Genomic DNA, 21890 nt, shown 5'->3' on the forward strand with positions numbered 1-21890 from the left:
AATTAAAGGTATTCAATAGGTTAAAGGAATGCGAAATGGGAATGAGCATCAAACAGTTACGCGCGTTTTTAGCGGTAGCTCACACTCTGAATTTTGCTCATGCCAGTGAACGACTGAATATGTCGCAACCTGCGTTAAGTCTGGCGATTAAAGGGCTTGAGGACTCGTTGGGCGGGGCCTTACTGCTGCGCACGACGCGCAAAGTCACCCTGACACAGGAGGGCGAAACGCTGCTGAATATGGGGAGGCAACTGCTTGCTGACTGGGAGAATACTGAAGAAGCGATGCGTCAGCGCTTTACGTTGCAACGCGGTAAAATCTCCATTGCTGCCATGCCTTCGTTTGCGGCAAACGTCTTGCCACAGGTACTGAAAACCTTTCGGGATTGCTATTCTGGTATTAACGTGACGGTTCACGATGTCATAAACGAACAGGTCATTGAAATGGTGAGTGAAGGACGGGTGGAGATGGGGATCGCCTTCGAGCCTGATTATTCAGGACAACTGCACTTCACGCCGCTCGGTGTCGATCGTTTTGTGGCGATCGTCCCGCCAACGTCCAGGCTGGCGGGGCGAGAGCGTATTGCATGGCGCGAATTGCTGACGCTGGATTTTATTACGCTGCAACGTCCATCTGCCGTGCGCCTGATGCTGGAAGAACAACTGGTGCAAAGCGGACATACGCTGGACGTGGCGCTGGAAAGCCATCAACTGGTGACCGTTGGCCGTATGGTGGCAAACGGATTGGGCGGCAGCGCAGTTCCCGCACTGTGTCGAACACAAATGACGGAACTTGGCGCAACCTGTATAGAGCTTGACGGTCCCGTGATCCAGCGGCGGATCGGGGTGCTGCGTTCCGCACACCATAAATTATCAACCGCGTCAGGAATGCTGGTGGATGCGCTGAAAAAGGCGTATCTCGCCTGAAAATGCGCAGTCAACAGATATCAATGGCGCGCCAACAGCGAACTTCCCGTCCGGCTTCATTTTTCAATAATGTCTGTTTTTTTTCACATCCGTGGGTTGCCAGCGGGCATCTGTCGCGGAAAAAACAGCCTTGCGGTAGTGTTCTGTTGCCAGGGAGTTCGGTTTTACGCAGGACCAAATCCTCAGCCAGTGGCGTACCCGTTTTAGGCACCGAATCCAGCAACAGACGGGTGTAAGGATGTGCCGGATGCGAGAGAACCTGCTGCGCATCGCCCAGTTCGACAATTTGCCCAAGATACATCACCGCCACACGGTCACTCATATGCCGCACGACCGATACGTTATGCGATATCAGCACAAACGTCAGATTCCGGCGTGCCTGCAATGCAACCAGCAGATTGAGGATTTGCGCCTGTACCGAAATATCCAGTGCCGACGTCGGCTCATCAAGGACGATCACATCCGGCTCCGATGACAGCGCGCGGGCGATGGCAATACGCTGGCGCTGCCCGCCGGAAAAGGCATGCGGCAGGCGATCGAGGTATTCCGGGCGAATCCCTACCTGTCGAGCCAAATCCTCGGCCAGGGCGCGGCGCTCGCGTTCAGCGCTACGCTTTTGGATCCATACCGGCTCAGTGATTATTCGCCATACCGGCAAGCGCGGGTCCAGGGATGAAAGCGGGTCCTGAAAGACCATCTGCATACCATTGTTGCCCCCGCTGCAAGAATAGTACCCCTGGCTCGGTTTGATCATCCCCATCAGCAGTTGTGCCAGCGTACTTTTACCGCAACCGGATTCACCAACAATCCCCAGCGTTTCCCCCTGGCGGATTTGTAAATCCAGACCGTTGAGTGCATGCACCCGCTCTGTTACTTTGCCGAGCCAGTTTTTTCGCGCGGGGAAGTTGATATGAACATCCTGCAGGTCCAGTAAAATATCAGACATGTGTCGTCTCCAGTTGTGGGTACCAGCAGGCGGACTGTTGATCCGCACCGCCCTGGCTGCATAAATCAGGTGTTTCTTCACAGCGAGGCCCCGCGGCAAAGCAGCGCTCGCGGAATGCGCATCCGACAGGTAAACAGGTTAAATTCGGTACGGTACCCGGAATCGCGGGGAGCAAAGCACGTGGTTCACCGTGCTCAGGCGCACATTTCAGGAGACCAATAGAGTAGGGATGCGTGGGGTGCTGAATAACGGTTTGTGTTGGACCACTTTCAATCACGCTCCCGGCATACATAACGTATAACCGGTCACACAATTGCGAGACGACGGCCATATCATGGCTGATAAACAACACGGCGGTACCGCTGGCCCGTGCTTTAAGCTTCAGTAATCGCAGTACCTGAAGCTGTACTGTGACATCCAGCGCAGTGGTGGGTTCATCGGCAATGATCAGGTCTGGCTCGCAGGAAAACGCGAGCGCAATCATCACGCGCTGACGCATCCCCCCAGAAAGCTCAAACGGGAAGCGGGACATCACTTCCGGGGCATCCGGGATTTGCATTTCTTCCAGTAACGCGATGGCTTTCTGCCGGGCATCCGTGCGGCTCAATGCCTGATGATGACGAATGACCTCCACCATTTGTTGGCCGATTCGTCGTGTTGGATTCAACGCCGTCATCGGCTCCTGGAAAATCATCGCCACGCGTTGGCCGCGCCACTGGCGCATTTGTTTTTCGCTGGCAGTTAAAACATCTTCACCTAACAGCGTAAGGCGCCCCTGATGGATGCGGTAGCTTCCTTCGGGTAACAGACGCATGGCGAGCATGGCCGTGACGGATTTCCCTGAGCCAGACTCACCGACCACGCCGACAATTTCCCCCCGGTTGATATGCAGCGACACATGATTCAGCGCATGCACATCCGCTTTATAACCGGGGAAGCTCAGGTGCAAATTCTCGATCTCCAGGACTGGTTGTGTCATGACTGTTTTCCTCCGGCTTTCGGATCCAGCAGATCGCGAATACCATCACCAAAGAGATTAAAGCCCACGGCGGTAATCAGAATGGCGGCACCAGGAAATGCGCAATACCACCACTGATCAAGTACGTAGTTTCTACCAATCGCCACCATTGCGCCCCATTCAGCGCTGGGTTGTTGAGCGCCGAGCCCAATAAATCCGAGCGTGGCGGCCATCAGGATCGCACTGCCAATGTCCAGTGATGCCTGCACAATCAGCGGGGGAAGTGAATTGCGTAAAATATGCCAGCTGATCAGATGCCAGCGTGATGCACCATAGATTCGCGCGGCCTGTACATAAGTAAACTGACGAACGACCAACGTTTGACCGCGTGCGAGGCGTACATAGAAAGGAATACGTACAATCGCAATCGCCAGCATGGCGTTGAACAGACTTGGCCCTAATGCGGCGGCCAGTGCCATTGTCAGTACCAGCGAAGGAATGGACAGCATAACATCCATCATACGCATGATGATCGCATCGGCACGTCCGCCCATCACGCCAGACAGGCATCCCAACAGCGAGCCCAGCCCGCCAGCGATACCGACCACCACCAGACCGGCGACAATTGACTGCTGACTTCCGACCAGGACGCGGCTGAACAGATCACGACCCACTTCATCGGTGCCAAACCAGTGGATGGCCGACGGTGGCAACAGGCGCGCGGTCAGATCGATGGCGTTAGGATCGTAAGGGGTGATCCACGGAGAGAGCACCATTAACAGTAGCATCAGTACAATAATGACGCCGCCAATCAGCGTCAGCGGACTGCTCTTCATCATCCAGAATAGCTTTGCCCAGTCAACACGGCGGCGGGTCGCTGGTGATGGGGCGGGTGTTTCTTGTGTGAGCATCACTGTGCACCTCCACGTCCGATTCGCGGGTCAATCCACAGGTAAAGGAGATCCACCACCAGGTTGACCAGCACATACGCAAAAGAGACCACCACGGCAAATCCCATGACTGCCGGGAAATCGAGTGCCTGAATGGAGGTCACAACCCAGGCACCCATGCCTGGCCAGGCAAAGACCGTTTCGGTCAGTACTGCACCATAGAGCAGATCGCCCAGGGCCAGACCCAGCACGGTTATCGACGGAATCAACGCATTCGGCAACGCATAACACAAAATGATATACCAACCCGGTAAACCACTGGCCCGCGCGGTGCGGATATAATCTTCACTCAGTTGTTCCAGCATGGCGGAGCGAATCTGTCGGGCAACGATCCCTAAGTGCACAAAGGCCAGCGTCAGCGACGGCAGGATCAGGTGCTGCAGCGCATTGAAAAAGACCTCTGCGTTGCCTTCCAGCAGCGCATCAACCAGATAGAAACCGGTGACGTGCGTGGGGGGATCGAGCCAGTCATCAAGCCGTCCGCCGCCGGGTAAAATTTGCAAATGGCCATAAAAAAGCACGATAACGCCGAGGCCCAACCAGAATGCCGGGGTCGAAATACCGGTAATAGCCATCAGGCGGACAAGATGGTCGAGCCAACGGTTGCGCCAGACAGCAGACAGAATACCCAACGGGATACCGATGATCAGCGCCAGCAGCAGAGAGCAGAAGGCCAATTCAAGCGTGGCAGGGAAGAACACGCGCAATTCATCCAGTACCGGCCGGCCGGTGCGAATGGAGGTGCCTAAATCACCCTGAAAAATATCGCTGACATAACGGAAAAACTGAATATACAACGGCTGATTCAGTCCCAGCTGTTGGCGAATATTTTCGACAATTTCATCGCTGGCGCGATCGCCGGCCAGCAGCCGTGCGGGGTCGCCCGGGATCAGGTGCGAAATAATAAAAGTGATTACACAGACACCGGCAACCACCAGGATAAGTCCCCAGCATCGCTGGCGTAAAATGCTCCAGAACGTCATTGGCTTCCCCTTGCGGAGCCAAATCGGCTCCGCATTAACGTGGCTTATTTACTCATGGTGGCGATGTTGAAGACCTGTTCCAGCATGGGGTTGAAGACAAAACCTTTGACGTCTTTATTCATCGCCAGCTGGTAGTTTTTCTGGAATAAATAGACGTAAGCCGCTTCATCAATGACGATGGTTTGCGCCTGCTGGTAATCATTGGTTCTGGCAACCTGGTCGGTAGTGGCCAGCGCGCTGCGCAGCAACTTATCGACCTCACTGTTTTCATAGAATGAACGGTTACCCGGCAAGCCTTTCTTATCCGACTCGAACCAGTAGTTCATGAACATGTACGGGTCAGCAAAGTCCGGGCTCCAGTTACCGATGGCAATGTCATAGTCACCTTTACCGACGCGATCGCGCATGGTGGCATTCGCCAGTTTTTCCAGTTTCACCTTAATGCCTAACTTGCCGAGGCTGGCCTGAGTGGAGAGTGCAATTGGCTCCCAGTTAGGATCGTTATCGGAATACAGGAAGCTCAGGGTTTCGGGTTTGTTGGCAACGTTACCTAATGCTTCTTTTGCTTTCGCTTCATCAAAGCTGTACTGCATGGCCTTGTCATCAAAACCCCACATCCCTTCAGGAATAGGACCACGCATCTGCTTGCCGTTACCGCTCAGGATCCCTTTCACCATCCCCTTATAATCCGTGGCCCATGAGATAGCGCGGCGCAAATCCACCTGATTGAGCGGCGCCTTGCTGTTGTTCAGATATAAATAGGTCACACGCAATGATGGGTAATCCGCCACGTTGACTTTACCTTCCTGTTTGAGGGCAGCAAGCTGGTCGACAGGGAGTGCATCGGCGATATCAATATCGCCACGAGACAGTTGCAAACGACGGGAAGCGCTTTCTCCGATGATTTTGACCGAAACGCGTTTGAACGTGGGTTTAGGACCGGAATAATGAGGGTTGGGTACCAGTACCAGTTGTTGTCCTTTTTGCCAGCTCTTCAACATAAAGGGACCAGACCCAGCCGTATTTTGTGCCAGGAATCCACGAGCATCATCCGCGGCATGCTCTTTTAAGATCGCCGGGTTGATAATTGAGGCACCGTCATTGGCCAGCGTATATAAGAACGGCGCGAATGGTTGGCTAAGGGTAAATTTCACCGTGTTGTTGTCGATGGCATCAACTTTCAGATCTTTCGGAAATGCCTCAGCCGGCCCTTGACCGATCTTGAGCAGGCGCTCAAAAGATTGTTTTACTGCATCAGCGGTCACTGGCGTGCCGTCGGCGAATTTAGCATCGCTTTTCAGGGTAAAGGTCCATTCTTTTTGGTCATCAGACGCTTTCCAACCGCTGGCTAAATCACCTTCAACTTCCGTGGAACCTTTGCCGCCCTCTGTTTTGTACTGAACCAAACGTTGATATGAGGGATAAGTCACCGTCCAGTCGTTGTTATCGATTGTTACAGCAGGGTCGAGCGTTTGTGGATCGGCGGCTTTACCGATAACCAGCATGTCTTTAGGGACGGCGGCCTGCGCGGCAGGCAAGGCGACCGCCAGCGCAACGGCTAACAGAGCGGGGCGAAAAAACGAGGTTAACGCAGGTGTAGTCTTCATAACCAGGCTCCAGAATTAAAGGGGATGTTGTGTTGTTATAGACGTGACAGTGTAACAAGCTATTTGATCGTCAAGCAGCGGGTAACGCGCGGCATTCGGCAGTTCGAAATGCCACCACTCGCTGTTGATGCCGACAAAACCGCCGCCGAACATGATGGCATTGAGCAGCAGTCGATTACGCTGCGCAGCCGGAGGAACTGAAGGGTGCCAGGCATGGGAACGGTCATGCATTTCATCAAAACCGGCCCCCATATCGAGCACATTACCGCGAGTGTCCATCAGCGTGACGTCAATGGCCGTACCCCGGCTGTGATTCGAACCGATCGCCACATCCACCACATACTGCGGATCCGGACAGGCATTCCACAGTATCGCCTGCGCCTGCTGTGGGCGGTACGCGTCATACACCACCAATGACAAACCCGCCAGCTGCGCGATGCTGATGCTTTTGGCCAGCGCAGTGACGGCCTCGGAATGCAGCAGACAGCGCGCTTCCTGGTAGATAGGCGCGCCGGTAATGTTATCGGCTGTAGCGTATTTCAGATCGATATGCAGTGACGGGAATATCACCGACAAATCGACCAGTTGTGGGGTATCTGACATAGCACGTTTCCTGTTTATTGTTCGAATTGACCAAATTGTTGTTGTAACTGGCGATTGGTTTGCAGGCGTCCCGCGAGGGAGTCGCCCAGTTGCGCGACCACCGCGGAGAGTAATAGGTTGAACAGGCAACTCACCGGAGCAAGCGAATCCCAGAAGTGCCCGGTGTCCGTTTTCACCTGAAGTAAATCAATGGCATAGTCTCTGGCCCAGGGGCACCATACATCCGTGATTAACGCGAGAGGAATGCCACGCTCACTGGCAATGCGGCAATATTGTCGGGATGTTGCCGAGTAAGCGCGCGTATCGGTGATCACGACATAAGGTTGATTAAATCCCGAGTTCAGCGACTCAACCCAGCTACCGGAAAGTCCTTCGGAGTAACTCACTTTCGGTCGCAGATATTCCAGATGGCTAAAAAAGGCGTTGGCGATCCCGCGGGTGGACTGGATCCCAAGAATATAAACAGCTTCGGCCTGCGCTAATTGCTGCGCAATACGTAAAAATGTTTCGCTTTGTGCCAGTTGATAGACGTGGGTGATAGCGTCAATTTCCAGCAGCAGCGATTGTTGTGCGCGGTCAGGTAGATTTTGCTGCTGGTGCCAGGAGTCCAGGCGCTCGTTCATTCCCCAGGGCTGATAGGGAATAGCGGGTATTTCACGCAGGCTGGCTTTCGCATCTTCCAGGTTACGAAACCCGAGTTTACGCAGGTAACGCCCGACGGTAATGCCACTGGTTCCTGCTGCTTTTGCGATGCCGTCTGCCGTTTCAAAAGGGATCTGTGCAGCGTGCGCTAACAACCAACCGGCAACGCGCTTTTCGCTGGGCGTTAGCTGGCTAAAGGTCTGTTCTATGCGGGCAAATAACTCAGGTTTTGATGTCATTACCATCTCGCTGTTAGTTGTTTGTCAGATACCGCTTCACTGTTACCAGATTAACAATGCAGGACGCGTGCCAGGTCAGCGACAGCGCTGCGTCGGGGCTCTTTGTTAAAAAAATATCAATTTTCATTAACTAATGATCAACATTTGTGCAGCGTAGTTCAGTTTTGGTGCAACGGTAGGGTAAGTGAGGGATGAATCTGCTGATTTCGTCGTAACGATCACATTGTGTGCAACATTTCTTATCAGACATCAGAATCAGTAATGTGAAATATAAATTTCAGCCATATCGATGACCGTAATCTTTATTCTTCTGACGGTGGGAGTATTATTTTTTGCGAACTACATTAACGGTTTAAAGCGCAAGTGTAGATATTATCTGGATTATAAATGGAGTACTACAATGAATAAATTCTCCCTTTCTACAGCAGGCATCCTGGTCGCAGCGCTGTTAACCAGTGTAAGCGTCAATGCAGCAACTGATAACGCTAAAACTGAAGTCACTCCGAAAGGCATGAGCTGCCAGGAGTTTATTGATTTGAACCCGCAAACTATGGCTCCGGTTGCTTTCTGGGTGCTGAATGAAGACGAAGACTTCAAAGGCGGTGACTTCGTAGACTATAACGAAACCATCACTACAGCTGTGCCTCTGACCGTTGAACTTTGCAAAAAACATCCGCAAAGTGAATTAAGCAAAATAAAAGAAGAAATCAAAAAAGAATTATCTAAATAAGATTAAGCATGTATTAAAACCCAGCCAAAGTGCTGGGTTTTGCTATTTGTGACAATGTCACTTATTTGTTTTGTAATACTTAAGAAAACTTTATAAAGATATAAACTCCTGTGCCGATACTGGGTAAAAGTTAGCCTTTTGCAGAAGGAGTTTGTATGGCCTGGTATCCTACTCGTATTTCAACGCGGTTAACCATTGGCGGCATCCTGCTGCTTGCGGTGACCACCCTTGTTATTGTTGCAATTATGCTCTGGCGTGGTCAGCCACGCGTCGTTGAAATCAATACCGCCCTGATAGAAGAAACAGGGCAAGGTTTAACCCGTCAACTGAGTACTGTGCTCTCTCGTATCGAGGGCGAAACCGTCAGTCTGTCACGACTGGCCGAAGTACTGCCTAATGATGAATCTTTGTATCAGAACGTGGTTCCACACCTGATTGGCGAAGACAGCCACTCAATTATTACCGGCGGCGGGATCTGGCCAGAGCCAAATGCGTTCACCCCGGGAGTAGAGAAACGTAGCTTTTTCTGGGCGCGTAATGCTGAGGGTAAGCTTGATTTTTCGAATGATTATAATGCCGAAGGATCCGCCGGTTATCACAATGAAAGTTGGTATCAGCATGCTAAAGGTCACTCACAGAACAGTTGCCTGTGGTCTGATGTTTACCAGGATGCCAGTTCCGGCGTGAACATGGTGACCTGCAGTATTCCGTATCAATTAGCGGGTAAGTTTGCCGGTGTGGCCACCACTGATATTCGTCTGGATAACGTTGCAACCTTTATGCAGCAGCAGGGCAACAGTACCGGTGGCTACGCATTTGTGGTTGATAAACAGGGGCAGATCCTCTATTTCCCCCAGGCCGATCAGACAAAATACAAAACCTTTAGCGATCTGGCGCAAAGCGCACACTGGCTGGCCCCGGTGGAAGCCGGGCTGAAATCGCTTCGCGCGACTGATGGCGTGAAAACCATCACGCTTGAAAGCGACAACGTGCTGAATGCTCCGTCACGCGTAATGTTGTTCCCAATGGCTGATACTGGCTGGGTCGTAGGGCTGGTGACACCGGAAACGCGCATCGTTGGTCTCGCTAAAGTCATGATGCAGGATGTGCTGGAAGTGCTGATCCCGATTATGACCGTGTTGCTTGTCGGATCATGGCTGGTGGTGCGTCGCTTGATCTCTCGTCTCGATGATACTCGTCGCGCGCTCGATGATATCGCACAGGGTGAAGGCGATCTTACCCGACGTCTGGATGTTCGAGGTAAAGATGAGATTTCAGATATCGCGGAAGCCTTTAACCTGTTCGTCGATAAAATATCCGCCATTCTGATCACCGTCAGAAGCAGTAGCGTAGTGGTAGCCAATAACGCCGTCAGTCTGGCCGACAGTAACATGGAGCTGTCTTCACGGGTTACTCAGCAGGCGGCCGCGCTGGAAGAGAGTTCGGCGGCGATGGAACAGTTAAATGCGACCGTTCATCAAAATGCGAGCAACACGCAACTGGCAGATGAACTTTCCGACAACACTGCGCAAACGGCGAATCGCTGTGGCGACGTGATGCAGGGTGTGATTTCGACAATGGATAACGTCAGTGCCTCGTCTGGCAGAATGGTGGAAATTGTCGCCGTCATCGACAGCATTGCATTCCAGACCAATATTCTGGCGCTGAATGCCGCCGTTGAAGCCGCCAGAGCGGGGGATGCAGGCAGAGGATTTGCGGTTGTCGCATCTGAAGTTCGTACCCTGGCACAGCGCAGTGCCACTGCTGCCCAGGAAATCAAAGCGTTGATTGATGAGTCCGTTTCACATGTTGGCAGCAGCAGCCAGCAAATCCACAATGCAGGTGAGCGCCTGGAAGAGCTGGTCAACAACGTGCGGCAGGTTAGCCAACTGATGGGGGAAATCCGTGTCGCGGGTGACGAGCAGCGTAAGGGCGTTTCCGAAGTCACACTCGCCGTTACCGAAATGGACAGCACCGTGCAGCAAAACGCATCGTTGATTGATGATGCCGCCACACGAACTCAGGTGCTGAAAGAAGAGGCGGAACAATTAGCGTTACTGGTTTCCTCATTCAAATTGCCGGAGCCTTCAGCGGCCTGACCCCACGTAAAGTATCCGGGTGCATCGTCTGCGCCCGGATAACACCAGGCTACACTTAACGTGGTTAACACGTCAGGAGCCAGAGTATGGCTGAGTTTGTCGTAGCGATGCTGGTGCACACACCGGTGTGGGTATATGTCTTGTTGGTCTTCCTGTTATTTCGGGGGATTAAAGCCAGGATACCCGCAACGGTTACGCTGGAAAAGCTGGCACTGATCCCGGCTCTCTTTCTTTTCTGGGATGTTTACGATCTGGTCACTTACCGCGATCGGTCCATCAGCACGTATCTACAGTGGATGGTTGGTATTATTAGCGGCGTGATTGTGGGCTATATGTTGATAAACCCCGGCCGTCTGGCACGCAGTACCGCACCACGCAGCATTCATCGCCCGGCAGATTACTCTGCATTGCCGTTCATGATGTTGGCCTTTGGCATCAAATATGTACAAGGTGTATTGAATGCTATCGCTCCCGATATTTTACGCCAGCCGGTAATGAGCGCGTTGGCAATCATTACCGGTGGCGTGTTTGCCGGTGTATTTATCGGGAAATTTATCCGTTACGTCAGCGTTTATCTCCGGTCACCAGCTCCCGGCAACACTTAGCGCCCCCAACGATCACGAATATAGGTCACGGCTTCCTGGGTTTGCGGTTGGTTAAGATAGTTCTCCCGAAACAAGATAGTGCCATTAATATTCGGTTCGGACTCGTTCAGATCGAGTTGCTTTTTCAACTCCGGCACACCGCCTTGTACCGTCCAGTCCGGTTCTTTTCGTGACGGCTCACCTACTTTATACAGCGCAACGCCAATATACAGGCGGGTATTGGTGGATTTCACCACGCCAGCCCACCATTTTGCCAGAACATCATAACGCGCCGCATCACGGGCGAAAGGCCAGTACAGTTGTGGTGCGATGTAATCCAACAGACCTAATTGCACCCAGCGCCGGGTATCGGCATACGATTCATCATACGCTGCCGCCCCTCGGGTGTCGGAGCCTGCCGGATCGTGGGAGCGATTACGCCACACGCCTGCGGGGCTAACACCAAACTCCACGTCAGGCTTAATCTTTTTGATGGCCTGTGAAACCTGTTCGATCAGCCGTTGCGTGTTATGACGTCGCCAGTCTGCTTTTGAATCAAAACCCTGACCATACTTTCTGAAAGTCTGGCTGTCGTTTAGCGTCGAACCCGGCGATTCGGTATAGAAGTAGTCGTCAAACTGCACGCCATCCACCGGATAATTCTCAACGACCTCTGCCACGATGCTGGTTATCCAGTCGCGCGCGTCAGGAATACCCGGGTCCAGTACAAAACGTTCACCCGATGTACGGATCCAGTCCCGATGCAGAACGTAAACGCTGGAGGGGGTCTGCGACAGCGTGCTGTTTAATTCTGCGACCGTTGACGGTTTCGTATTGACGGAGACGCGGTAGGGGTTAAACCAGGCATGAACTTTCATCCCGCGTTTGTGCGCCTCGTCGAGCATAAATTGCAACGGATCGTAACCAGGATCCTGGCCGATGGTGCCGGTCAGAGTGTCTGACCAGGGAAGAATTTTGGATTGCCACAGTGCAGTGCCGTCCGGTTTCACCTGGAAAAAGACGGTATTGATCCCAAGACGTTGCAGATTATCCAGCTTATCCGTCAGCGCTTTTTGCTGCTGGCTGATGCGGATGGCGGGTGAACTGATGTTTACAGATGAGATTGGCGGCCAGTCCAGACGGGAAACCGTTGCCAGCCAGATACCACGAACCGGCTCTTTGCTATGCTGCGGGGTTGTGACCGGGGGATGAGGAGTCACCTTCGGCCCTGGCGGTTGTGAAGAGCAACTGCCAAGTAACAGCATACTGCCAACCAGTACAGCAAACCATTTCACATTGGTTAGCGGTAGCGTGTTGCGGGAACGGGCGAGGAGAGTCGCCAGTTTTTTCTGATAATGACCTGAAAAAAAACCGGATGCTGACATCGGATTTTGCTCTTATTTTTTCTTGTTGCGGCTGTTAGCCCAAGGATCAATAGCAGGAGCGGTGGGTTCTGGTGCAACGTCATGCAGAGAATCAAGATACAGTGCTTCAACTTCTGCACGCGCCCACGGCGTACGACGCAGAAACTTCAAACTGGATTTAACGCTCGGTTCATTTTTAAAACAGTTGATGTTTATCCGTTGGCCAAGTTCAGCCCAACCATAACGATCAACCAGGGCATTGACCTGCATTTCAAGCGTCACACCATGCAAGGGGTCTTTAGAAATATGAGCATTCATATGAAGTCCAGTTCGGTAGTTCCAGATTTTGTCAGTCGCGCGAGCGAAAGGTTACAAGAAAGCAAGGCGACCAGCAATGGTATAAACCGGCATAGCACTGCGAATGAGCACCATGCCAGCAATGTGCGCTCAGTACTCCTTAAAGGCGAGTTCCAGGCGGGCGATCAGCGGTTTAAACAGGTAGCTTAAAAACGTTCGCTCGCCGGTCTTGATGGTCACGCTCGCGGGCATGCCCGCTTTAATCTTGTAATCGCCCAGCAAACGCGCTCCTTCTGCGGAAACTTGCACTTCGGCGAGATAATAGGGCTGTTGCGTTGCTTCATCAATTAAACGATCGGCTGAGATGGTCAGAACTCGGGCTGGTACGGAAGGTAACAGCGCATGGTTCAGGGCAGGAAACAGCACGTCAACGGTTAAACCTGGGGCCAGTTTATCAATGGCGTGCACTGGTATCCTGGCGTCGATTTGCATCGGCTGTCCAGCGGCAACGATATCCATGAGATGCTCACCGGGCTGAATCACACCGCCGACGGTACTGACTTTGACATCCAGAACGACACCGTTGATTGGGGAGCGAATCTCCGTGTTATCCAGTTCATGGCGGGTAGAAACCAGTTCATCCTCCAGCATCGCCACTTCTTTTTGGTTTTCAGTTAGTTCAGACTCAACTTCGCGTAAATACTGATGCCGTACCTGATACGCTTTGATTTTTAATTCATTTTGCTGGGATTTGAGTTTAGCAATGTTCAAAATATCTTCGGACACACTGCCGGATATTTCAGCCGCCTCGCGCTCCAGCACCAGTAATTGCGCCTTGGGGTAATAGTTTTTTTCACTCAGCGCCCGAATCGCGCCCAACTCCCGATTAATCAGGTTGAACTGGTGATCGCGGTATCCTTTTATTTTATTAAGATTGTCCGTTTGCCCGACCAGGCCATCGAGCGTTTCCTGAATCATGGACAATTCATCCTGCATCGTTTTGCGTCGCGTATCGAACAGTTTGGCCTGTAGATTCCTGACTTCTGCCAGCCGTTTATTACCGGAAAACTGCTGCGTCAGCATGGGATTAAATACAATTGCCTCCAGGCCATCTCTTTCTGCTAACAGACGATCTTCAATGCTTTTGGCGGAAATATACTGTGCGTTTAACGCGCTGTAGCGCATGTCGAGTTGCATCTTATCCAGGCGGACAAGCACCTGATTTCGTTTAACCAGGTCACCCTCTTTAATAAAAATATCCGTCACTCTACCGCCGCTCAGATGCTGAATAGTTTTTCGGTTACTGGATACGGTTACCGTACCGTCCGCAACGACACCCGCATCTAAAGGGGCTTGCACTGCCCAAAATAAGAAACCACCCACCCCCAGCACAATGACAACGACGCCGCGAATAATGGGGGACCAGATGTTGGTATCCACACCGGTGACGTCCGCGTTATTGGGATTCTTTTTCATCTTCATGCCTCACGCTGTTGTTCATTGGTGGATGAAGAGGGTGTTGCCACTGGTTTCAGCACGTTAGCCTGGCGCAGATGGGCGAAGACCTGATCGCGTGTGCCGAACTCCTGAATAGCACCGTCATTGAGCAGTAAAACTTTATTGACCACACCGAGCAGAGTCGGACGGTGCGATATAATCACGGTAGTTTGTCCCTGTGTTCGCAGCGTGTTGATGGCTTTAATGAGGGCAAACTCCCCGGCATCATCAAGATTGGCATTCGGTTCATCAAGGACGATAAATGCAGGGTTGTTGTAGACAGCACGAGCCAGCCCAATACGCTGGCGCTGCCCACCGGACAACTGGTATCCACCTACGCCGAGCGGTGTATCGTACCCCTGCGGCAGGCGCAGGATCATCTCGTGTACACCCGCCAGAAGTGCGGCCGCCACGATCAGTTCGCTGTCATTTTTCGTAAAACGCGCAATGTTTTGTGCGATAGTGCCGTCAAACAGTTCAACATCCTGTGGCAGATAGCCTATCGAGGGACCCAGCAGGGCTTTATCCCACTGGCAAATATCTGCGCCGTCTAACCTGACTTTTCCTGATAACGTCTTCCAGACACCGACCAGTACTTTCGCCAGTGATGTTTTTCCGGATGCAGAAGGACCGATAATCCCCAGCACTTCACCTTGTTCGAGTTGAAAGGAGATATTACGCAGCAACGGGGCGTGTTGTCCGGGAGCTGTCGCAAACACGCCTTCAACGCTGATGTTACCTTGCGGACGCGGCAGGGTCAGCACGTCTTGCGGGGCCGGATACTCCTTTAGCAGTTCCGATAACTGATGCCACGCGCTACGAAACTGGACAAACTGCTTCCAACTGCCGATGACTTGTTCCACCGGGTTCAGGACGCGTCCAAGTATAATCGAGGCCGCGATCATCAGGCCTGGGGTAATATGCCCACCAATTACCAGCAACGCCCCGGCACCCAGCGCGACAGATTGCAGCAACACGCGAACAAACCGGCTCAGGCTGCTTAACCCCGCCGTTTTATCAGCGATCTGTGTTTGCAGTACCAGCACTTTATTATGCTGTTCCTGCCAGTTTGCTTTTAGAGTGGAAAGCATGCCCATCGCCTCGATAGCATCGGAGTTTTGCAGCTGTTTATTCAGCTTGCTGGCATTATTGATGGTTAAGGCATGGGCTTGTTGAATAGGGCGCTTAGTAGAGAATTCTGAAACCAGTGTCAGAATGAATAATAGTGTGATTCCACCAAGAGACAGGTATCCCAACAGGGGATGTACCAGAAAGGCGATAAACAGATAAATCGGCGTCCACGGAATATCCAGCAATGAAAACAAGCTGTTCCCGGAGAGAAACTGGCGGATCTGATCGAGCTCGGCTAAAGATTGTGCCGGGTTGTTATCACCGGTGGACATTTTTCTTCTAAAAGCCGCATTAAAAACTAATTGACTGAGCTTTATATCCAGCCGATTTCCCAGTCTTACCATGACCTGTGCACGAGCGGATTCAATCATGGCAATAATGATGTACAAACCGACAATTAATAAGGTGAGCATTAGCAGCGTCGTGGTGTTTTTACTCACCAGTACGCGATCGTAAACCTGCAACATATAGATTGCCGGCGCCAGCATAAGCATATTAATCACACAACTAAAAAACAGCAGCATCAGAAAAGTGGGTTTCGTTCCTTTTAATGCATCATTCAGTTCTGTTGGCGTATGCTGGCGCGACATAGTCTTCTCCTTATACGATCAATGAACTATTGCCATTGTTGCTGGCAAGGGTAGTCGGCATTTCCAGATAAAAATCACCCATATTAACGGTGGTCGAATTGACGCCCACTAACGTAATGGTGTCAGTGCCGATGGTCACGATGGTGTTGCCGTTATTTCCGGTGATAGAGACGCTGCTGGCAAAGTTCTCCGCGTTAATGCCTAGCAAAACGAGGTCAAGGAAGTCTTGCCCGCCATTGGGGTTACTGTCGAAACCCGTGATACGGTCCTGTCCAAAGTTGGCTCCGAAAGCGAAAATATCACTTCCGGTTCCGCCATCCAGAATATCGTTTCCTTCCTGACCGTTGAGAATATCGTCGCCATTACCGCCAGAGAGGGTATCGGCACCCGCGCCGCCAATCATGACGTCGTTACCGTTTCCACCCTGCAGGTTATCGGCACCCTCTCCGCCATCCAGGAAGTCATTTCCGATACCGCCAAACAACTGGTCATTGCCGCCCATACCGAACAGATAGTCATTGCCGCTACCACCTGTGATGATATTGGCGATTGAATTACCAGTACCGATAAAACTACCGTTCCCGGTAAAGACCAACTCTTCCACGTTATCGGTCAGGTCATAGCTGCTGAGAGTAGTGCGGACAATATCTGTCCCGCCGTTGAGATCTTCGATCACGACATCACCAAAATCATCAACGATGTAGGTATCATTACCTGTACCGCCGGTCATACTGTCAGCGCCAAGACCACCGTCCAGGGTATCGTTACCCGCGTCACCTTGCAGCGTATCTTGTCCCGCCTGGCCGGAGAGAGAGTCATTACCCGCACCGCCGACTAACAGGTCATCACCCGCGCCACCCAGTAAGGTGTCATTGCCGTTTTCACCGCGCAGGATGTCACTCCATGCGGTACCGATGAGCGTATTGGCACCATTATTACCCACGATCAGATCGCCAACAGGCTGCGTGGTTGTCGACGTCAGGATAACCGGGGGATTACCCTCATCATCTACGACAGTGACGACCACCTGCAACGTGCGGCCGACCATAGCCTGGCCTGGCGTGAAGGTGGCAGATGTTGCGCCGTTGATGTTGACGAATCCGGTCGGTGAACTCATTCTCCATTGGTAGCTGAAATTTCCGCCGCTCAGGCCATCCGCGTCGGCGATACCCGAAACCACCGCCGTCAGCGTCAGACTTTCCGTTGGCGTGAGATCATTAATCACCGGCGCACCTGTTGTTGCCTGATTTCGTGGCAAGACGGCCTGAGTTTGTGCTGACACTAAGGTCTCGGCATCGCCCATTCGGTCATTGAAACTGGCGACAACACGCAGCGGAGCGCCCTGGATAGCGCCGGGAACTCTGAACTCCACGCCGGTTGCCTGATCCTGCCATTGTCCGTTAATTAAAGCCTGCCATGTCATGGTGATTACGACATCTGCCGCAAGACCGTTGCCATCGAGCAGGTTTGCTACGTTAACCCGTAACAGGTCACCAACAGATGGGTTTGCACTACTGATTGCCAGGTCGCCCGTCGCGTGTTGCGCCGTGACCCACAGCTGTTGACCATCGCCAAACTCCAGTTTTTCGATATTCAGCAGACGGTCAACACCATCATTCAGGTTCAATGCGGCATTGGGGGTGGCGTGATCGACTCTGAGGCTACCATCTGCCATTCGGGTAAAGGCGTAGTTGCTACTGACATCGCGATACACTGCCACGTCAGTTTCCGTGCCATCTCCCTCATGCAAGATTTCGCGCACAATCGACAACTGATTCGGTTTCAGCGTACCTGCCAGCATGTACGATTTCAGCTCAGCCATGCTTTCGGCGCTGGTGAGCCCTGGCATACCTGAAACAGCAATATGCACGTTCAGCCAGGCGTCGCCATCAATGATGTCATTGCCGGCTTTACCCGTAATGCGGTCGCTACCGCCGCCGCCGAGTAAAATGTCACTGCCATCGTCCGGATTGAGTAACACCGCATCCGGATTGGCTGAACGCGCGACACCGAGAATAGCCTGCAGACCGTCGATTCTGTCGGCACCTTCCTGGGTCAGATTATTAGAGAGGGGGATACCCTGAACCGGTGCAGTACCGATCGGCTGTTCCGTACCGGTCAGGATATCATTGTGTTTCCAGCCAGACAGACCTTCGACCAGGTCAAAACGGTCGCGCAGAATAAACTCCTGCTGGTTGACGAAAATCGGGATACCCAGGTCAGAGTTAGCGCCATTAGGATCACCTTTATGGATCGCCCAGTCGAAACCGGCCATACCATTATTACGCTGGATACCCGCGCCCTGAACCATGATGTCATCACCGGCTTCGCCATCGTAGTCCGTATCGTTACCCTGACCGTTCAGGACATCGTGACCAATAATGGTGCTGTTGAAGAACAGCTCAGAGTTATCACCCGCGAGTGTGTCAAACCCATCACCACCTTCCAGCCAGTCATCGCCTTCATTACCCATCAGGAAATCACCACCCGATCCCCCAAGTGCAAAGTCGTTGTCCTGCCCAGCGAAAACCTCCTGGGCATCTTCACCGACCACGACGAAGTCACTGCCCGTGCCGCCAAAGACTAGATCGTTTCCGTTCCCGGAGAAGATGACATCGTGCCCGGCATCACCATGGAGGAAGTCAGCATCGCCTACAGGTGTACCGGTGTCCGTAATGATGTCATCGCCATCACCACCGTGAACCACATCCGCTTCATCGCCGCCGTCCAGACGGTCATCACCGCCATCTCCCCACAGGCTGTCGATACCTTTCCCTCCGATGAGCGTATCGTTCCCTGCGGTACCGCCAAGCACCACATGACCATCGCCGGTATATTTCAGATAACCACCATCAGCGAAACCGTCGCCGTCCACATCTGCCCCAGGATCGCGTCGTACCAACAACGGCGAGAGCAGATCTTTCAGCGGATTCCCCCATTTAGGGTCGATTTCCGTTTGCAGCACGCGGTTTACTTCGAATATATGGTCAGGGGTCTGAAACAGGTTAGCAGGCAGGTGAGAGGAACCTTCTTCACCGAGATCACTGTTGCGCATAACCAGAGCAGAAAACGAGTTGGCTTCCAGTTCGTTCAGTAAATTCAATCCTTGTACCCGACTCAAATAGTAGAAACGGTCGCCGTCCTGCAACATTTCCATCTGTGTTTCGAAGACAAAATTGAAGGTTGATCCGAGCATGCCGCCAAATTCATTTTTGCGTTCAGCAAGCCCTCCAATCCAGAAATCGACCTTATTCAGACCTGTTTCTTTGCTGGCCCATGCGCCGGTACTGTTGAAGAAATCCATTGCGTCTGCTGGCGGAGCGTTGTTGGCATCACCAAATAACAGGAAATTAACCGCTGCGCGTTTACCTTCCAGGCTGGTGGCATTGAGGATCAGTTCGTGCTGACCATAGGCCGCCATAAAGTTGATAATGGAGGCCGGGTTTTTCAGGTATGTGGTGAAATCGGCCCAACTGGTATACGGCCGAAGCTGGCTATCTCCGCTTAATGCAAAGAACTGTTCACGGGCCTGGTTCAGCGACGGCATAGCCGTATCACGTCCACGGGCAATGTTAAGCGCCCCCAAATCAAGCGGCAGGCCAATCAGGTTATTACGCAAGGCGTCAGTAATAAACTCATCAATCTCGTTACCGACTTGTCGCGTCATGCCCCGAACAATCGCACCGATTGCCTGTTCATCGGACACGGTGGCACCGTTAATTTCATTAAATGCCACTGGATTGAGAAATGCGGCAATCAGACCGATATCACCGTTTTGCATGTCAATGTCGGTACGCGCTACGGTTTCTGTGAGCATTGAATGCCCGAAGCGATAAACCACGTGCGCAAACTCAGCAAAGATCTGTGGGTTGATATCTGCCGTGTTTGAAAAGACAAACGGATCGACGGCAGGTTGTACGGTGCGAGCAAACTCCTCGAAAACGAGGTGCTGGTACTGCATTTCTGTGGAGAATCGCCCCGCCTGGAAGAGGTATTCACCGTTCCAGACCAGCGTACTGGTGTCAGCGGGTAGCTCAGTGATTTGATGTGAGGGCATCAGCCACTGGTTGATAAGGTCAATATCACCGGTTTCCAGTAGGGTGGTCTTATACTGCTCAACCAGCCGGTTATGTTCACTGTGAAATACGGCGTGAACGGCAGTTAGTCCAATGTTTTCATTACCGCGCCCGTCACCGGTGATAAAGTGGCGATCCAGGAGTTCATCATCGTACGTGCCCGCAGGCTGTTGCCCGCCAATAACGTCGTCATCATCTGCCAATAAACCCGCTTTTGGCGCGGCAGTATGCGCAATATCATCGAGAAAAGCATGCCCGGTTCGGAAGGTGCCCTCAGGTAACAGGCCGCCATTGGCTTCAACCAGCCCACTCGTGGTAACAATCTGTACTTTTCCATTTTCACTTAAAATCAAATTACCGTAACGATCAGTCGCCAGAAGCGGCACATTAAACACATCCTGATCGGTCAATTTGATGCCGAGTAGCGTTTCCGCCTGGTTCTTGACGTCAGCCCAGGTTGCCAGCCCACCGTTAGCCCCTCCTAATAAATTACCCGTCGGCTCAGGTTTACCGTCAATTAATACATATTCACGGATAAAGATCTGATGCGACGGATGAGAGGTGTAGGTTTGGTTCTGATCGATAAATGGGGTTGTAAGATTAACGGTTTCTCGATTCTCATCGACCGTTGCCCGGGTTAATAACATAAAGTTGGTCGACGAACCTTCAACATATAAAGGGTCGTCGGGTTGCAATGGAATGAAGACGATGCCGTTTCCTCCTTTAGGAATGAGGTCCAGACCATGGTCAAAAAACTGACCAAAGAAAGTCATCCAGCCATTAAACGCCGGAGAAAGGCCAATGTCAGGGGATTGGTTGGGAATAGATAAACTGCCATTTCCGGTAGTCGTCCCCCCCCCGGGAGCATCTTTTAAGGCATTAAATACCTCCAGCGCGGCCGGATTGGAGGCGGTTTGGTCAGAAATTAAGTTACTAATAACACGAGGGTCGGCATCAATGACCGTCCCGCCAATCTGAATATAACTGGTCATCTCATCCGCATCCTGCCAGTTCAGTGCCGTTAATCTCGGCATTGTCTGATCGGCTGAACCGTATAATTCTTGGCCGGGGAGGAGATTATTCCATGAGCCATCTACAGTACGCAGTCCGTAAGGTAACAGTGGACTGGAGACTAATTCCCGTAGCATATCAGCGTTGATGCTACCATCCGGGTTAGTCGCCGCTTCGGATATTTTTATCTGCTTAAGAATAAAAGCAAGATCGTGGAGAGTGACAGTAAAGTCATATTGTGAGGCCATACGTTATTACCCCTATCTTTACCTGTATTAGCTATCATCACCCATTTTCTATTTACAAAAGCTGACAGAAGAATAGGCAGTATCAGATACCTGATTGTTATTACATGCTTAGATTCCATTCCGAAAATACAGAAGATACCCACAGCGTATTTAGAGTTGTTCTCCTGAACTTTACTTCGCACAATGAGGTGCTCACCTCATTTATATAAAGGTTTGGGCGGATAGCTGGTACCGTGGGCCATTGAATTAAAAGGTTTACTCATGGCGCACGGTTTTGAGAAGGGCGAGTCCTCTCAATGCTTAAACGTGTTAGGGGGGTTGTAACCTCATATTACATTTCTGTTATGATCATAACTATGGTTTTTCCTTTGCCGACTTCACTCATACTTTTCTATCAAAAGAATAAATT

16 protein-coding genes are annotated in these 21890 nt (G+C 51.9%); 4 read left to right on the forward strand and 12 right to left on the reverse strand.

From position 1 onward, the window contains the following. The first annotated feature begins 35 nt into the window (after nt 1-35). On the forward strand, nt 36-926 hold the full coding sequence (locus tag NNO02_RS18265) for a LysR family transcriptional regulator (protein ID WP_061067901.1): 891 nt from the start codon (nt 36-38) through the stop codon (nt 924-926). Between the two features lie 10 nt (nt 927-936). On the opposite strand, the gene NNO02_RS18270 is transcribed toward NNO02_RS18265, so the two are convergent. From NNO02_RS18270 to NNO02_RS18300, 7 genes are read right to left on the reverse strand one after another with little or no spacing between them, the layout of a single operon-like run. Beyond that, complete coding sequence (locus NNO02_RS18270; RefSeq protein ID WP_271442380.1) at nt 937-1872, reverse strand: ABC transporter ATP-binding protein; 936 nt, start codon at nt 1870-1872, stop codon at nt 937-939. Next, nucleotides 1865-2851 (reverse strand): ABC transporter ATP-binding protein, encoded by a 987-nt coding sequence (locus NNO02_RS18275; RefSeq protein ID WP_137383058.1) that lies wholly within the window; start codon nt 2849-2851, stop codon nt 1865-1867. The genes NNO02_RS18270 and NNO02_RS18275 overlap by 8 nt, the downstream gene beginning before the upstream one ends. Beyond that, nucleotides 2848-3744: a D,D-dipeptide ABC transporter permease gene (ddpC, locus tag NNO02_RS18280; RefSeq protein WP_271455434.1), complete on the reverse strand. Its 897-nt coding sequence runs from the start codon at nt 3742-3744 to the stop codon at nt 2848-2850. The genes NNO02_RS18275 and ddpC overlap by 4 nt, the downstream gene beginning before the upstream one ends. Continuing rightward, entirely contained in the window at nt 3741-4763 is a 1023-nt protein-coding gene (locus NNO02_RS18285; RefSeq protein WP_137383060.1) for an ABC transporter permease, read from the reverse strand. The genes ddpC and NNO02_RS18285 overlap by 4 nt, the downstream gene beginning before the upstream one ends. A 44-nt stretch (nt 4764-4807) precedes the next feature. Further along, on the reverse strand, nt 4808-6370 hold the full coding sequence (locus NNO02_RS18290) for an ABC transporter substrate-binding protein (protein ID WP_271442383.1): 1563 nt from the start codon (nt 6368-6370) through the stop codon (nt 4808-4810). A 15-nt stretch (nt 6371-6385) separates the two neighbouring features. After that, nucleotides 6386-6973 carry a D-alanyl-D-alanine dipeptidase gene (ddpX, locus tag NNO02_RS18295; protein WP_271442384.1) on the reverse strand — a complete coding sequence of 196 codons (588 nt, stop codon included), beginning with the start codon at nt 6971-6973 and terminating at the stop codon, nt 6386-6388. Between the two features lie 14 nt (nt 6974-6987). Continuing rightward, a complete protein-coding gene (locus NNO02_RS18300; protein WP_271455435.1) occupies nt 6988-7854 on the reverse strand; it encodes a MurR/RpiR family transcriptional regulator in 867 nt (288 codons plus the stop codon). A gap of 400 nt (nt 7855-8254) precedes the next feature. Between NNO02_RS18300 and hdeB the strand changes: the two genes are divergently transcribed. The 3 genes from hdeB to NNO02_RS18315 all read left to right on the forward strand — a co-directional run bounded on the left by hdeB (nt 8255) and on the right by NNO02_RS18315 (nt 11288). Further along, the gene (gene hdeB / locus NNO02_RS18305; RefSeq protein ID WP_005122660.1) at nt 8255-8584 is read left to right on the forward strand and encodes an acid-activated periplasmic chaperone HdeB; all 330 of its coding nucleotides are present in this window, start codon (nt 8255-8257) and stop codon (nt 8582-8584) included. A gap of 155 nt (nt 8585-8739) precedes the next feature. Continuing rightward, complete coding sequence (locus NNO02_RS18310) at nt 8740-10683, forward strand: methyl-accepting chemotaxis protein (RefSeq protein WP_271442667.1); 1944 nt, start codon at nt 8740-8742, stop codon at nt 10681-10683. Between the two features lie 86 nt (nt 10684-10769). Then, on the forward strand, nt 10770-11288 hold the full coding sequence (locus NNO02_RS18315; RefSeq protein ID WP_271455436.1) for a hypothetical protein: 519 nt from the start codon (nt 10770-10772) through the stop codon (nt 11286-11288). Here the strand turns inward: NNO02_RS18315 and NNO02_RS18320 are convergent. The 5 genes from NNO02_RS18320 to NNO02_RS18340 all read right to left on the reverse strand — a co-directional run bounded on the left by NNO02_RS18320 (nt 11285) and on the right by NNO02_RS18340 (nt 21481). Further along, the gene (locus NNO02_RS18320) at nt 11285-12652 is read right to left on the reverse strand and encodes a glycoside hydrolase family 10 protein (protein ID WP_271455437.1); all 1368 of its coding nucleotides are present in this window, start codon (nt 12650-12652) and stop codon (nt 11285-11287) included. The genes NNO02_RS18315 and NNO02_RS18320 overlap by 4 nt on opposite strands. 12 nt (nt 12653-12664) lie before the next feature. Continuing rightward, nucleotides 12665-12949, reverse strand: coding sequence for a VF530 family DNA-binding protein (locus NNO02_RS18325; protein ID WP_137383067.1), 285 nt, complete (start codon nt 12947-12949; stop codon nt 12665-12667). A 129-nt stretch (nt 12950-13078) separates the two neighbouring features. Continuing rightward, entirely contained in the window at nt 13079-14404 is a 1326-nt protein-coding gene (locus NNO02_RS18330; protein WP_271455438.1) for an HlyD family type I secretion periplasmic adaptor subunit, read from the reverse strand. A gap of 2 nt (nt 14405-14406) precedes the next feature. Continuing rightward, nucleotides 14407-16146, reverse strand: a complete 1740-nt coding sequence (locus tag NNO02_RS18335; protein WP_271455439.1) for a type I secretion system permease/ATPase — start codon at nt 16144-16146, stop codon at nt 14407-14409. A gap of 10 nt (nt 16147-16156) precedes the next feature. Next, complete coding sequence (locus tag NNO02_RS18340; protein WP_271455440.1) at nt 16157-21481, reverse strand: peroxidase family protein; 5325 nt, start codon at nt 21479-21481, stop codon at nt 16157-16159. Between the last annotated feature and the right edge of the window lie 409 nt (nt 21482-21890).

Source organism: Citrobacter sp. Awk 2 (assembly GCF_028069815.1).
In the GTDB taxonomy this organism is placed as follows: domain Bacteria; phylum Pseudomonadota; class Gammaproteobacteria; order Enterobacterales; family Enterobacteriaceae; genus Citrobacter.

What these genes read in the sequence shown, in the direction of transcription:
- NNO02_RS18265 (WP_061067901.1), top strand. Translation starts at nt 36, where the DNA reads ATGGGAATGAGCATCAAACAGTTACGCGCGTTTTTAGCGGTAGCTCAC.
- NNO02_RS18270 (WP_271442380.1), bottom strand. Translation starts at nt 1,872, where the DNA reads ATGTCTGATATTTTACTGGACCTGCAGGATGTTCATATCAACTTCCCC.
- NNO02_RS18275 (WP_137383058.1), bottom strand. Translation starts at nt 2,851, where the DNA reads ATGACACAACCAGTCCTGGAGATCGAGAATTTGCACCTGAGCTTCCCC.
- NNO02_RS18285 (WP_137383060.1), bottom strand. Translation starts at nt 4,763, where the DNA reads ATGACGTTCTGGAGCATTTTACGCCAGCGATGCTGGGGACTTATCCTG.
- NNO02_RS18290 (WP_271442383.1), bottom strand. Translation starts at nt 6,370, where the DNA reads ATGAAGACTACACCTGCGTTAACCTCGTTTTTTCGCCCCGCTCTGTTA.
- ddpX (WP_271442384.1), bottom strand. Translation starts at nt 6,973, where the DNA reads ATGTCAGATACCCCACAACTGGTCGATTTGTCGGTGATATTCCCGTCA.
- NNO02_RS18300 (WP_271455435.1), bottom strand. Translation starts at nt 7,854, where the DNA reads ATGACATCAAAACCTGAGTTATTTGCCCGCATAGAACAGACCTTTAGC.
- hdeB (WP_005122660.1), top strand. Translation starts at nt 8,255, where the DNA reads ATGAATAAATTCTCCCTTTCTACAGCAGGCATCCTGGTCGCAGCGCTG.
- NNO02_RS18310 (WP_271442667.1), top strand. Translation starts at nt 8,740, where the DNA reads ATGGCCTGGTATCCTACTCGTATTTCAACGCGGTTAACCATTGGCGGC.
- NNO02_RS18315 (WP_271455436.1), top strand. Translation starts at nt 10,770, where the DNA reads ATGGCTGAGTTTGTCGTAGCGATGCTGGTGCACACACCGGTGTGGGTA.
- NNO02_RS18320 (WP_271455437.1), bottom strand. Translation starts at nt 12,652, where the DNA reads ATGTCAGCATCCGGTTTTTTTTCAGGTCATTATCAGAAAAAACTGGCG.
- NNO02_RS18325 (WP_137383067.1), bottom strand. Translation starts at nt 12,949, where the DNA reads ATGAATGCTCATATTTCTAAAGACCCCTTGCATGGTGTGACGCTTGAA.
- NNO02_RS18330 (WP_271455438.1), bottom strand. Translation starts at nt 14,404, where the DNA reads ATGAAAAAGAATCCCAATAACGCGGACGTCACCGGTGTGGATACCAAC.
- NNO02_RS18335 (WP_271455439.1), bottom strand. Translation starts at nt 16,146, where the DNA reads ATGTCGCGCCAGCATACGCCAACAGAACTGAATGATGCATTAAAAGGA.
- NNO02_RS18340 (WP_271455440.1), bottom strand. Translation starts at nt 21,481, where the DNA reads ATGGCCTCACAATATGACTTTACTGTCACTCTCCACGATCTTGCTTTT.